Source organism: Burkholderia sp. RF7-non_BP4 (assembly GCF_001521935.1).
In the GTDB taxonomy this organism is placed as follows: domain Bacteria; phylum Pseudomonadota; class Gammaproteobacteria; order Burkholderiales; family Burkholderiaceae; genus Burkholderia; species Burkholderia diffusa.
In genome coordinates, this window is the sequence record NZ_LOTA01000068.1 from 40699 (window position 1) to 53457 (window position 12759).

Here is a 12759-nt window from a genome sequence, read left to right on the forward strand (position 1 = left end):
GACGCGCAGCGCTTACGAGCGCTGCGGGTTGACCTTGTCGTCCTTCGAATGCAGCTTGTTCAGCGCCGAAATGTACGCCTTCGCGGACGCCGCGACGATGTCCGGATCGGTGCCGACGCCGTTGACGATCCGCCCGCTCTTCGACAGCCGGACGGTCACTTCGCCCTGCGCCTGCGTGCCGGTCGTGATCGCGTTCACCGAATACAGCAGCAGTTCGGAACCGCTGCCGACTTCGCCCTCGATCGCGTTGAACGTCGCGTCGACCGGCCCGTTGCCGCGCGCCTCGCCGGTCACTTCCTTGCCTTCGACCGCGAACACGATCTTCGCTTGCGGCTGCTCGCCCGTCTCCGAACGCTGCGACAGCGACACGAACTTGAAGTGCTCCTGCTCCTGCGCGAGCGCCGATTCTTCGGAGACGATCGCGATGATGTCTTCGTCGAAGATCTCGGCCTTGCGATCGGCGAGGTCCTTGAAGCGCATGAACGCGGCGTTCAGTTCCGCTTCGCTGTCGAGCGACACGCCGAGTTCCTGCAGGCGCTGCTTGAACGCGTTGCGGCCCGACAGCTTGCCGAGCACGATCTTGTTCGCGGTCCAGCCCACGTCTTCCGCGCGCATGATCTCGTAGGTGTCGCGCGCCTTCAGCACGCCGTCCTGGTGGATGCCCGACGCGTGCGCGAATGCGTTCGCGCCGACCACGGCCTTGTTCGGCTGCACGACGAAACCGGTGATCTGCGACACGAGCTTCGACGTCGGCACGATCTGCGTCGTGTCGATGCCGACGTCGAGGCCGAAGTAGTCCTTGCGGGTCTTCACGGCCATCACGATTTCCTCGAGCGACGTGTTGCCCGCGCGCTCGCCGAGACCGTTGATCGTGCACTCGACCTGCCGCGCACCGCCGATCTTCACGCCGGCGAGCGAGTTCGCCACCGCCATCCCGAGGTCGTTGTGGCAGTGCACGGAGAAAATCGCCTTGTCCGAGTTCGGAATGCGTTCGCGCAGCGTCTTCACGAGGTTGCCGTAGAGCTCCGGCACGCCGTAGCCGACCGTGTCGGCGATGTTGATCGTCGTCGCCCCCTCGGCGATCACGGCCTCCAGCACGCGGCACAGGAAGTCGAGATCCGAACGGCTGCCGTCTTCCGGCGAGAATTCGACGTTGTCGGTGAATTTGCGCGCGAAGCGCACCGCGAGGCGCGCCTGCTCGAACACCTGGTCCGGCGTCATCCGCAGCTTCTTCTCCATGTGCAGCGGGGACGTCGCGATGAACGTGTGGATCCGCGAGCTGTTGGCCGGCTTCAGTGCGTCGGCCGCACGCTGGATGTCCTTGTCGTTGGCACGCGCCAGCGAGCAGATCGTGCTGTCCTTCACCAGGCCGGCGATCGTGTGGATCGCGTCGAAGTCGCCGTTCGAGCTGGCCGCGAAGCCGGCCTCGATCACGTCGACCTTCATCCGCTCGAGATGCTTCGCGATGCGGACTTTCTCTTCCTTCGTCATCGACGCGCCGGGCGATTGTTCACCGTCACGCAACGTCGTATCGAAAATGATCAGCTTGTCTGTCATGGGGGCTCCAGGGCACTTTATACGGGGATCAAACGTAATGAGATCGCGCCACCGCTGGCGACGCTCAACAACAGACGAGGCTTGACGGAGGGCGAGAACGGTCAGCGCGGCAGGCGCGCCAAAGCTAGCGCGCGTAGCGGCGCACCGGCTAGAAGGAGGGAGAGGCGGGAAAATGCAGTCATGCCAAAGACTATAGCGGCATTCCGCTGGGTACGCAATCGGACTGCACCCGGGATGCCGGGCCGCGCCGTGCGAAAAAGGGGCAAATGAAAACGGCGGCCCGGAATCACATCCGAGGCCGCCGTTGCCGGGCAGGTTGCGCGTCAGTGATCGCGCTGCGACGAGCGCGCGGGGTTCGCCCGTCCGCGCACGGCCATGTAGGCCCAAAACACGTAGCCGGACAGCCCGTACAGCACGAACAGGCAGAACAGCATCAACGGCGGATCGGACGACACGAGCACGAACGCGACGACGACCAGCAGGATCGCCGCGAACGGCACGCGGTGCCGCACGTCGAGCGCCTTGCCGCTGTAGAACGGCGCGTTCGACACCATCGTCACGCCTGCGTAGATCGTCAGTGCGAACGCGACCCACGGCAGCCAGCCGAGCTTCATCGGCACGCGGTTGTCGGTCGCGAGCCAGACGAAACCGGCGATCAGCGCGGCCGCGGCCGGGCTCGGCAGCCCCTGGAAGAAGCGCTTGTCGACGACGCCGATGTTCGTGTTGAAGCGCGCGAGACGCAGTGCAGCGCCCGAACAGTAGACGAACGCCGCAAGCCAGCCCCAGCGGCCGAGATCCTTCAGCACCCACTCGTACATCACGAGCGCCGGCGCGACGCCGAACGACACCATGTCCGACAGGCTGTCGAACTGTTCGCCGAACGCGCTTTGCGTATGCGTCATCCGCGCGACGCGCCCGTCCATCCCGTCGAGCACCATCGCGACGAAGATCGCGATCGCGGCGATCTCGAAGCGCACGTTCATCGCCTGCACGACCGCGAAGAAGCCGCAGAACAGCGCGGCGGTCGTGAACGCGTTCGGCAGCAGGTAGATGCCGCGCGTCTTCAGGAACCGCTGGCGCGCGGCGCGGCGGCTCTCGATGGGCGCCGGGTCCTGCGCCATCACCTTGTTGCGGCGGAACGGGCGTGGCGCCTGGCCGGAGCCGTTGCGCGGACGACGCGGTTTGAATGCGGCCATCGTGCGTCCCGCCGCTTACTGTTCGAGCTCGGCGAGGATCGTCGACGACGCGTAGACCTTCTCGCCGATCGACACCTTCGCGCGGCTGCCGAGCGGCAGGTACACGTCGACGCGCGAACCGAAGCGGATGAACCCGTACCGCTGACCGCGCGACAGCGGCTCGCCGGCACGCACGTAGCAGAGGATCCGGCGGGCGACGAGGCCGGCGATCTGCACGGCGGTGACGGTCTTGCCGCTCGCCGTCTGGATCACGACCGCATTGCGCTCGTTCTCGGTCGACGCCTTGTCGATCGCCGCGTTCAGGAACGCGCCGGGGAAGTATTCGACCTTGGTGACCGCGCCGTCGACCGGCGAACGCTGCGAATGGACGTTGAAGACATTCATGAACACGCTGATCTTCAGCGCTTCGCGATTCGCGTACGGATCCTGGGTGGTCTCGACCGCGACGATGCGGCCGTCCGCCGGGCACAGCACCGCGTTCGGCTGCGCCGGGATCGGGCGCTGCGGATCGCGGAAGAACTGGACGACGAAGACGAGCAGCAGCCAGAACGGCCACGCGAAGCCGAAGCCCCCGACGGCGTGGATCAACAACGCGATGACGGCTGCAATCGCGATGAACGGCCAGCCTTCGCGCGCGATGATCGGATGAGGATAGTTCATGGGTTCGTTCGGTGTTCGGTGAATTGGTAGGGTAGCCCCCTCTCCTTGCGGAGAAGGGGCCCCCTAGGAACCGTACGTGCGAGTTTCCCCGCATACGGCTCGAGCCTACATGTAGATCAAAGTCCGACCTGGGGTCGGACCGGCTTAGTTACCGCAATTTTACCGGCGTGCACCTGCCGGTGACAGTCGGGGTGAAGCAAAACCCGGTTGGACAGAGCATCGGTGCCGCCATTCATCCGGTATTCCAGATGATGGTCATGCCATCCCGTCTCGTCCGACAGGGCACAGCCACAGTGAGCACACAACCCGCCCTGCGACATGTACAGGCTCGCCCATTGTTTTCGGTAGCGCATGGTGTCTCCCATCCGCCCCTGCCGCAATAGCTCGCCGTACTGCTCCCACTCCGGATCAAAGGGGTTGTAGCCGCCCTTGATCTTCTTGTGCCGTTTGATTTCCGTACCACTGAGGTGGTACAGCTCATTCAGCCCCTGACTACCGTCTTCGCGAACCGCTCGGACAGCGAATACCCAGTGTCGAGTTCCAACCGTGTGGAAATATTTCTTTCTCACCCAGTCAGCCCTCTTCTTCGGGTGCCGCCTCCTCGCCCACCGCCAGAGCCTCTGAAAGACCAAAGACTCCATGCGGCTGTACGCCTGCTTTGCCACCACGGGGCGGTGATACTGCGCCCACCCTCGTAGCATCGGACTCAGCAATCGAATCAAGTCCGACTGCTTTGCCGCTTTGTTGCCGCCGATCGTTTCCGCAACCTTGCGATAGAACGTCTGCACGTTCTTCTTGCTCGGTTTGATGAGTAGCGTTCCCGAGTACTTCCGGAAATTCCACCCAAGGAAATCGAAGCCTTCGTCAATGTGCACGATGCGCGTCTTTTCCTCGGAAAGTTGCAGACCTCGCTGCGCAAGGAATGCTTCAACCCAAGGCTTGACCTCGCTCGCCAGTATCTCTTGCGAGTCACCGGTGATCACGAAGTCGTCTGCGTATCGCACCGCATTTACTTTCAACTTCTTGGCTTTCGCGATCCCGAATCTCGCACGCAAGTGCTCAATCAGTTCACGCTCCAGCCCGTTCAGCGTCACGTTGGCCAGCGTCGGGGAAATGATGCCTCCCTGTGGCGTACCGGCCTCGGTTGCCTGTAGCTGCCCCTTGTAAATCAGGCCAGCCTTCAACCACTTGCGGAGGATCTCCTTGTCCATCGGGGCATGGTTCACCAGCCAGTCATGGTTGATGTAGTCGAAGCAGCCCTTGATGTCCGCCTCCAAGACCCATTGGGCCGAAGCCTTCTGAGACAGCGAGACAAACAACTGCGACATAGCGTCGGCCGTTGAGCGGTTGGCCCGAAACCCATATGAGTTCGGGTCGCTCGTCGATTCCGACACCGGCTCCAAAGCCAGCAAGTACAGGGCTTGCATCGCCCTGTCCCGCATGGTCGGTATGCCCAGAGGGCGTAACTTCCCATTGGCCTTGGGGATAAAGACTCTCCGTAATGGCAGAGGCTTGTATCCGCGCCGCTTCAGCTTGCCGACAGCTTCCCATCGGCTCTCAGGCGTGTCCCATAGTTCGCGGTCGACTCCAGCCGTTCGCGCACCTTGGTTTTGCGTAACACGTCGTACCGCGTACAACTTTGCGGACAACGTGCGGGTCAGCATCCGTTGCAGGGCTTTCACCCTGCGCCAGTCACCTTCCCGCGTTGCCTTCGCAATTCGAATCTGCATCCCTCTCACGTTCCGTTCCACGCGACGCCAATCGACGTCGTGCCAGTGGTCCGGCGCGTGGGAGAGCGCAGACCCACCCTCACGGGCAGATACTTTCATGCTGCTCTCCTGCTCAAAGAAGTGAATCCCTTCGCGGAAAGCAACACGCCCCTTGCGGGAGCGTTTTGCTCCCACAAGGGAAAAGAACAACGCTGATGGCTAAGAAGCCACCAGCAATCACAATTTCAGCTTGAGGGTTAGTCAGCCGTCTTGCGACGGTAGACCAGACGGAAGTCTGCCCGCTTTCGCGTGAGGTGATGTTTCAACCTCTGTCCGGACCATTACAGCCCGGCGTTCGCTTTCTCCGTCCTCCCATACCCGCACTGCCAACAGCGTTCCTCACGGTTCGCCTGCCAGCGCTCACGCGTTGGCAGCAATACGGGCTTACCACGTTCCCGGCATGTCACACGACCGATTTAGGTTCTGCCTCTCCCCCGGCGGTCCAGCGACGACGTAACCCGAGCTTTGAACGGGTTATCCGACCGCACACCTTTTGGTTCATGCCTGACAGCAGCTTAGGCACTTCCACTACTTACGAGGTTTATCAGCAGTTCACTTACGTTAACCATGTCGGTCAGCCTAGCTCCTTGACCCCATCGCTGCTGGGAGTCTCCACGCACGTGTCTCGCGACTCATGCATGCCCGAAACTTCCGGAGGCTACATTGTCAGAAGAGCTTCACACCCCACCGTTACCAGTGACGCATGTCTTCCTAGGCTACTGCTGGTCGTACAGCAGGTTCCCTTCACTCACCCTTACTGCTGGTGAGGCCGAACAATGACACACCGAGCTATCGCTCGTATCGCGCAACGAAGCCGTAGCCCGAAGGCGCGGGATTTGCATACTCCAATCCGCTTGGTCAGCGGAGATGAAGCCGCTGACTGGGCGGAACCTGACGGTAATCAGGTCAATGCAATGCGAAGTCCGGCGTAGTTCAGCACACCGGACATCGCCTATGGCGATACCCGGCATACCCATACCGGGTTCGTCTCGTTACCAGAAGTGCAAAGACTGCCGGGCTTCGTGAGGCCCACATTGCACTTTTCGCGGCTGGTAAGGCTCGTACTGACGCCTCCTTAACACCGCTAGTCGATGTCCCTTACGTTGGGACTGCCCGGACACGAGCGTGCGTGTCGCACCAAAGCCCGTAGGATAGCAAAAGCCGCCCGGGGCACTGCTGCCTTCGGACGGCTTTTTGATACCGACCCTCCACTCGAAGGGCCGGAACAGCACGCGGTGCTTAGTTCTTCGTCTGGTCGACGAGCTTGTTCTTCGCGATCCACGGCATCATCGCGCGCAGCTTCGAGCCGACCTGCTCGATCTGGTGCTCGGCCGTCAGGCGGCGGCGCGACTGCAGCGTCGGCGCACCTGCCTTGTTCTCGAGAATGAAGCTCTTCGCGTACTCGCCCGTCTGGATGTCGGTCAGGCACTGCTTCATCGCCTTCTTCGTCTCTTCCGTGACGACGCGCGGGCCCGTCACGTACTCGCCGTATTCGGCGTTGTTCGAGATCGAGTAGTTCATGTTCGCGATGCCGCCTTCGTAGATCAGGTCGACGATCAGCTTCAGCTCGTGCAGGCACTCGAAGTACGCCATTTCCGGCGCGTAGCCGGCTTCGACCAGCGTCTCGAAACCTGCCTTGATCAGCTCGACGGTACCGCCGCACAGCACGGCCTGCTCGCCGAACAGGTCGGTTTCGGTTTCTTCACGGAAGTTCGTCTCGATGATGCCGGCACGGCCGCCGCCGTTCGCTGCCGCGTACGACAGCGCGATGTCGCGTGCCGCGCCCGACTTGTTCTGCGCAACCGCGATCAGGTGCGGCACGCCGCCACCTTGCGAGTACGTGCCGCGCACGGTGTGGCCCGGAGCCTTCGGCGCGATCATGATCACGTCGAGGTCGGCGCGCGGGATCACCTGGCCGTAGTGGACGTTGAAGCCGTGCGCGAATGCCAGTGCGGCACCCTGCTTGATGTTCGCGTGCACTTCCTTCGCGTACACGTCGGCGATCTGCTCGTCCGGCAGCAGCATCATGACGACGTCCGCGCCCTTCACCGCTTCCGCGACTTCCTTGACCGACAGGCCTGCGTTTTCGGCCTTGCTCCACGACGCGCCGCCCTTGCGAAGGCCGACCGTCACGTTCACGCCGCTGTCCTTCAGGTTCAGTGCGTGCGCATGGCCTTGCGAGCCGTAGCCGATGATCGTGACTTGCTTGCCCTTGATGAGGGAGAGGTCAGCGTCTTTATCGTAGAAAACGTTCATGATGGTTCCTTCGCCAATTCAAAAATTCAACAATTCGTTCAGATGGAGTACTGCGGGCCGGGACATGACGGCGCACCCGGCGTGCCTGTCCGGCATCACACCTTCAGGATGCGCTCGCCGCGTCCGATGCCGGAGCTGCCGGTACGCACGGTCTCTAGGATCGCGGTCGCGTCCAGCCCCTGGATGAATGCGTCGAGCTTGTCGCTCGCGCCCGTCAATTCGATCGTGTAGGTCTTTTCGGTCACGTCGATGATGCGGCCGCGGAAAATATCCGACATCCGCTTCATTTCTTCGCGCTCCTTGCCCACTGCACGTACCTTGATCAGCATCAGCTCGCGTTCGATGTGTGCACCGTCGGTCAGGTCCACCACTTTCACCACCTCGATCAGGCGGTTCAGATGCTTCGTGATCTGTTCGATCACGTCGTCCGAGCCAATGGAAACGATGGTCAGCCGCGACAGCGATTGGTCTTCGGTCGGCGCCACCGTCAAGGTTTCGATGTTGTAGCCGCGTGCGGAAAACAGACCGACCACGCGCGACAGCGCGCCCGGTTCGTTTTCCAGCAGGACGGAAATGATGTGTCTCATGTTCGCTTCTTCCAGAATGTGTCCGTGTCGATTCACTCGCGCCGCGCGCCGCCCGGTGCCGCACCGCCCTTCGTGAAGGCGGCCGCCTCGGCCCCGGCGCGCGTCGCGCCGTTACAGATCTTCCGATCCGAGCAGCATCTCGGTGATGCCCTTGCCGGCCTGTACCATCGGCCAGACGTTTTCGGTCGGATCGGTCTGGAAGTCGAGAAACACGGTGCGGTCCTTCAGGCGCAGCGCTTCCTTCAGCGCCGGCTCCACATCCGAGGTCTTTTCGATCCGCATGCCGACATGGCCGTACGCTTCGGCGAGCTTCACGAAATCGGGCAGCGCATCCATGTACGAATGCGAATAGCGCTTGCTGTATTCGATCTGCTGCCACTGGCGGACCATGCCGAGATAGCGGTTGTTCAGCGAAATGATCTTCACGGGCGTGTCGTACTGCAGGCAGGTCGACAGTTCCTGGATGCACATCTGGATCGAGCCTTCGCCCGTGATGCACAGCACGTCGTCGTCCGGGTGCGCCATCTTGACGCCCATCGCTGCCGGCAGGCCGAAGCCCATCGTGCCGAGGCCGCCGGAGTTGATCCAGCGACGCGGCTTGTTGAAACGGTAGAACTGCGCGGCCCACATCTGGTGCTGGCCGACGTCCGAGCACACGAACGCGTTGCCGTCCGTCAGCTCCCAGGCTTTCTCGACCACGTACTGCGGCTTGATGATCTCGCTGTCGCGGTCGAACTTCAGGCAGTCCTTCGAACGCCAGCCCTCGATGTCCTTCCACCATTGCGCGAGCGCGTCGGTGTCTGGGCCGTGCTCGGCCGTCTGCAGTTGCTCGATCAGTTCCTTCAGCACTTCCTTCACGTCGCCGACGATCGGGATGTCGACCTTCACGCGCTTCGAGATCGACGACGGGTCGATGTCGATGTGGATGATCTTGCGCGGACGCGACGCGAAGTGCGCCGGGTCGCCGATCACGCGGTCGTCGAAGCGGGCACCGATCGCGATCAGCACGTCGCAGTGCTGCATCGCCATGTTCGCTTCGTACGTGCCGTGCATGCCGAGCATGCCGAGGAATTTCTTGTCCGACGCGCGATAGCCGCCGAGGCCCATCAGCGTGTTCGTGACCGGGTAGCCGAGCAGGTCGGCGAACTGGTTCAGTTCGCGCGCGGCGTCGGCGAGGATGATGCCGCCGCCCGTATAGATATAGGGACGCTTCGCCGACAGCAGCAGCGACACGGCCTTGCGGATCTGGCCCGAATGGCCCTTCGTGACGGGGTTGTACGAGCGCAGCGACACGCTCTTGACCGGCTCGTACTGGCACGGCGTCTTCGAGATGTCCTTCGGGATGTCGATCAGCACCGGGCCTGGACGGCCGGTGCGGGCGATGTAGAACGCCTTCTTGACGGTTTCCGCGAGGTCGCGCACGTCCTTCACGAGGAAGTTGTGCTTCACGCACGGACGCGTGATGCCGACCGTATCGCATTCCTGGAACGCGTCCTGGCCGATCGCGGCAGTCGGAACCTGGCCGCTGATCACGACCATCGGGATCGAATCCATGTAGGCCGTTGCAATGCCGGTCACCGCATTGGTGACACCGGGGCCGGACGTCACGAGACAGACGCCGACGTTGCCGGTGGAACGCGCATACGCATCGGCTGCGTGCACGGCCGCCTGTTCGTGGCGCACCAGCACGTGCTGAATCTTGTCTTGCTTGTAGAGCTCGTCGTAGATGTAGAGTACCGAGCCGCCGGGATAGCCCCAGATGAATTCGACGTTCTCGTCGGCCAGTGCCTTCATGAGCACGGTGGCGCCGATGGAGTCGCTATCGGGAGGGGAAAGGGGTTCCGACGTGGAGAATTCCGCGCTGGGCATGTTCATTTTGACCTTTCGAATTTTCGGCAAAAAATTGATCGGGTGCTCTCTGCCGGGCTTGTGGCTCGGGTTCAAGCGGCGCGTCCAGTTTGAAGGGCGGGCTTCTTGGGCCAGCCTCAAATGAGACCATCACTTCATGTTGCGAATCGCTGACGATAGCGGGTCATGATTGGGTCGTCAAGCAAAATATCCCGCAGCGCATCATGCGCCCCGCCCGGCGGCCCGCGGACGCTGCTCGCGCGCAACGTACCGAGCCGTCAACGGTGCCAAGTCGCGCGAAAATTTGTTAGCATCCGCGGGTTTTACGAAATTTTTCGACCTTTCACACGCCGCAGTCCGCAGCGCATACCTTTACGGAATGGCATCAGACAAGGAACTCGCCGACTTTCTGGCGGGCGTCGAAAGGCGCGCGTTCAAGCAGGCTGCGTACGCCGTGCGCGACGACGATGCGTCGCTCGACATCGTGCAGGACGCGATGATCAAGCTGGCGGAGAAGTACGGCGACCGGCCGGCGGCCGAGCTGCCGCTGCTGTTCCAGCGGATCCTGCAGAACGCGATCCACGACTGGTTCCGCCGGCAGAAGGTCCGCAATACCTGGGTGACGCTCTTCTCGTCGCTCAACAACACGGACGACGAAGACTTCGATCCGCTGGAAACGCTCGAGTCCGCGGACGACAATGCGGGCGTCGAGAGCACCGAGCACCGCCTCGAGCGGGAGCAGGTTCTGGCCCTGATCGACGAAGAAATCCAGAAACTTCCAACGCGTCAACGGGAAGCGTTCCTGATGCGTTATTGGGAAGATATGGATGTCGCCGAGACTGCCGCCGCAATGGGGTGCTCCGAAGGAAGCGTCAAGACGCACTGCTCGCGAGCCACCCACACCCTGGCGCAAGCGCTCAAGGCCAAAGGAATCACGCTATGAGCTCCGCTCCCGTAAATCGAGAACACGAATTCGCGCTGAAGGTCCGCCGCGCGCTGGACGAACGTGCCGCGGCGCTGCCTGCCGCGACCGCCGATCGTCTGGCCGTCGCGCGCCGGGCCGCGCTCGCGCGCAAGAAGCCGGAAGCCGCGACCGCGCCGGTGTTCGTGCCCGCCTTCGCCGGTGCCGCCGCCGCATACGGCACGCCGCCCGCGAGTCGCCCGCAGACGTCGTTCGCGCGCCGCCTGCTGCGCGCCTGGCCGCTCGCGCTGCTGCTCGCGGGGCTCGTCGGCATCGCGTACTGGGAAGACATGCAGCGCACCGCCGAACTCGCCGACATCGACGCGGCGATGCTCAGCGACGACCTGCCGCTCAACGCGTATCTCGATCACGGGTTCAACGCGTATCTTTCGCACGCACGCTAACAGAGAATAACGAGGGGATCGCACGGGTGAGTCAGAAACGCGGCCTGGCCGTATTTTTCGGATGCGTGATCGCGATCGCCGTTTCCTACGTCGCCACCTATTCCCGATTCAACCCGCCCGCCGCGACGGTCTCCGCCGCGGCCAGCAGCGCGCCCGCGCCGACTTCGGCCGCCGCCGGGCTGACCACCGAACTCGCCCCGCTGCCCCTGCCGCTGCCGGCCGCCAACGGCCCGCTGTCGTGGGCGCGCCTGACACCGGCGCAACGCGCGGCGCTCGCGCCGTTCGCCGATCAATGGGACGGCTTCAGCGATGCACGCAAGCGCAAATGGCTGAAGATCGCGTCACGTTTCGCGAAATTGACGCCCGATGAGCAGAAGCACCTGCAGGACAGGATGTCCGAGTGGGCGCGGATGACACCCGAGCAGCGCCGCGTCGCGCGCGAGAATTACCAGAGCGCGAAGGAGCTGTCCGCGCAGGCGCGCGAGCGTGCGTGGAAGGCCTACCAGCAACTTCCCGAAGAACAGAAGGAGCGCCTCGCCGCGACCGAGCGCCGTCGCCGGCCGAGCGTCGTCAGCGCGCCGCCGACGGTCGCCGACCGCGATGTGCGCCGCCTCGTCAATTCGCACGAGCATCCGGCGAGCAACGCCGCGGCGGCATCGGCGCCCGCGACGTCCGGCGGCGGCACGCCGCCCGTCGCGGCATCATCCACGCCGGGCACCGCACCCGCGCCTGCGACGGTCACGCCCGTCTCGCCGGCCGACGCGCCGTCGATGTTCAAGGGTTCCTGACCCGACGTGGCGAGCGCCCCCGCACCCCAGGCCCCGGCCGTCGTCGCCGCGCCGTCCGTGCGGCGACGCCTCGCCGCGATGCTGTACGAAGCCGTGCTGCTGTTCGGCATCGTGTTCTTCGCCGGCCTCGCATTCAGCCTCGCGACGCAGCAGCGCAACGGCCTCGTTCATCACAATCTCCTCGCCGCGTGGATCGCGCTCGTCGTCGGCGCGTACTTCGTCTGGTTCTGGACCCATGGTGGCCAGACGCTGCCGATGAAGACCTGGCGGCTGCGGCTCGAATCGTCGACCGGCCGTCCGCTGAGCGCCGGCCACGCGCTCGTCCGCTACGCGCTCGGGTGGCTGTGGTTCCTGCCGCCGCTCGCGCTGCATCCGCTCCTCGGCCTGTCGGTGCCCGTCACGCTCGCGCTGGCGGCCGCGTGGCTCGTCGCATGGGCCGGCGCCGCCCGCCTGCACCCCGATCGCCAGTTCCCGCACGACCGCATCGCCCGCACGCGCGTCGTCGCGATTCCGCGGTGACGCGCTGACGCGCTGACGCGCCGCGCGGTCCGCGCGACCGCGCCCCATTCCGCGCGTCGGCGCATCCATCAGACGAAACCCCTCGAAGGCGCGATCACGGCCACCGCTCACGGCTTGCCCGATCGCCGCGGGACGGTCGGTTCGGCAGATTACGCAACGCCGCTGCATTCACTGCTAAACACGCCGGAACGACAGTAATAAGAACGTCTCGTGA

General features: G+C 63.7%; 11 protein-coding genes. 4 read left to right on the forward strand and 7 right to left on the reverse strand.

The window, feature by feature from the left end:
- Positions 1-12: 12 nt before the first annotated feature.
- The 7 genes from WS49_RS21845 to WS49_RS21875 form a co-directional block, all read right to left on the reverse strand.
- Entirely contained in the window at positions 13-1557 is a 1545-nt protein-coding gene (locus WS49_RS21845) for a 2-isopropylmalate synthase (protein WP_059533224.1), read from the reverse strand.
- 323 nt (positions 1558-1880) lie between these two features.
- Positions 1881-2753: a CDP-diacylglycerol--serine O-phosphatidyltransferase gene (gene pssA, locus WS49_RS21850; RefSeq protein WP_059533226.1), complete on the reverse strand. Its 873-nt coding sequence runs from the start codon at positions 2751-2753 to the stop codon at positions 1881-1883.
- 15 nt (positions 2754-2768) lie between these two features.
- On the reverse strand, positions 2769-3413 hold the full coding sequence (locus WS49_RS21855) for a phosphatidylserine decarboxylase (RefSeq protein WP_059468119.1): 645 nt from the start codon (positions 3411-3413) through the stop codon (positions 2769-2771).
- Positions 3414-3529: 116 nt separating this feature from the next.
- The gene (ltrA, locus tag WS49_RS21860) at positions 3530-5242 is read right to left on the reverse strand and encodes a group II intron reverse transcriptase/maturase (protein ID WP_059533293.1); all 1713 of its coding nucleotides are present in this window, start codon (positions 5240-5242) and stop codon (positions 3530-3532) included.
- A gap of 1179 nt (positions 5243-6421) precedes the next feature.
- Positions 6422-7438: a ketol-acid reductoisomerase gene (gene ilvC, locus WS49_RS21865; protein WP_059533228.1), complete on the reverse strand. Its 1017-nt coding sequence runs from the start codon at positions 7436-7438 to the stop codon at positions 6422-6424.
- A 95-nt stretch (positions 7439-7533) separates the two neighbouring features.
- Positions 7534-8025, reverse strand: coding sequence for an acetolactate synthase small subunit (ilvN, locus tag WS49_RS21870; RefSeq protein WP_034207977.1), 492 nt, complete (start codon positions 8023-8025; stop codon positions 7534-7536).
- Between the two features lie 111 nt (positions 8026-8136).
- Positions 8137-9900 carry an acetolactate synthase 3 catalytic subunit gene (locus WS49_RS21875; protein WP_059533230.1) on the reverse strand — a complete coding sequence of 588 codons (1764 nt, stop codon included), beginning with the start codon at positions 9898-9900 and terminating at the stop codon, positions 8137-8139.
- Positions 9901-10252: 352 nt separating this feature from the next.
- Between WS49_RS21875 and WS49_RS21880 the strand changes: the two genes are divergently transcribed.
- From WS49_RS21880 to WS49_RS21895, 4 genes are all read left to right on the forward strand, one after another.
- Positions 10253-10816 (forward strand): RNA polymerase sigma factor, encoded by a 564-nt coding sequence (locus WS49_RS21880; protein ID WP_059468121.1) that lies wholly within the window; start codon positions 10253-10255, stop codon positions 10814-10816.
- Positions 10813-11238: a DUF3619 family protein gene (locus WS49_RS21885; protein WP_059533231.1), complete on the forward strand. Its 426-nt coding sequence runs from the start codon at positions 10813-10815 to the stop codon at positions 11236-11238. The genes WS49_RS21880 and WS49_RS21885 overlap by 4 nt, the downstream gene beginning before the upstream one ends.
- A 26-nt stretch (positions 11239-11264) precedes the next feature.
- Entirely contained in the window at positions 11265-12026 is a 762-nt protein-coding gene (locus WS49_RS21890) for a DUF3106 domain-containing protein (RefSeq protein ID WP_059533232.1), read from the forward strand.
- Positions 12027-12104: 78 nt separating this feature from the next.
- Positions 12105-12545, forward strand: a complete 441-nt coding sequence (locus WS49_RS21895; protein ID WP_373557202.1) for an RDD family protein — start codon at positions 12105-12107, stop codon at positions 12543-12545.
- The last annotated feature ends 214 nt before the right edge of the window (positions 12546-12759 follow it).

Excerpts from the sequence above, each read along its gene's own strand:
- WS49_RS21855 (WP_059468119.1), bottom strand. The coding sequence starts at position 3,413 with ATGAACTATCCTCATCCGATCATCGCGCGCGAAGGCTGGCCGTTCATC.
- WS49_RS21885 (WP_059533231.1), top strand. The coding sequence starts at position 10,813 with ATGAGCTCCGCTCCCGTAAATCGAGAACACGAATTCGCGCTGAAGGTC.
- WS49_RS21875 (WP_059533230.1), bottom strand. The coding sequence starts at position 9,900 with ATGAACATGCCCAGCGCGGAATTCTCCACGTCGGAACCCCTTTCCCCT.
- WS49_RS21895 (WP_373557202.1), top strand. The coding sequence starts at position 12,105 with ATGCTGTACGAAGCCGTGCTGCTGTTCGGCATCGTGTTCTTCGCCGGC.
- WS49_RS21845 (WP_059533224.1), bottom strand. The coding sequence starts at position 1,557 with ATGACAGACAAGCTGATCATTTTCGATACGACGTTGCGTGACGGTGAA.
- pssA (WP_059533226.1), bottom strand. The coding sequence starts at position 2,753 with ATGGCCGCATTCAAACCGCGTCGTCCGCGCAACGGCTCCGGCCAGGCG.
- ilvN (WP_034207977.1), bottom strand. The coding sequence starts at position 8,025 with ATGAGACACATCATTTCCGTCCTGCTGGAAAACGAACCGGGCGCGCTG.
- WS49_RS21880 (WP_059468121.1), top strand. The coding sequence starts at position 10,253 with ATGGCATCAGACAAGGAACTCGCCGACTTTCTGGCGGGCGTCGAAAGG.
- ilvC (WP_059533228.1), bottom strand. The coding sequence starts at position 7,438 with ATGAACGTTTTCTACGATAAAGACGCTGACCTCTCCCTCATCAAGGGC.
- ltrA (WP_059533293.1), bottom strand. The coding sequence starts at position 5,242 with ATGAAAGTATCTGCCCGTGAGGGTGGGTCTGCGCTCTCCCACGCGCCG.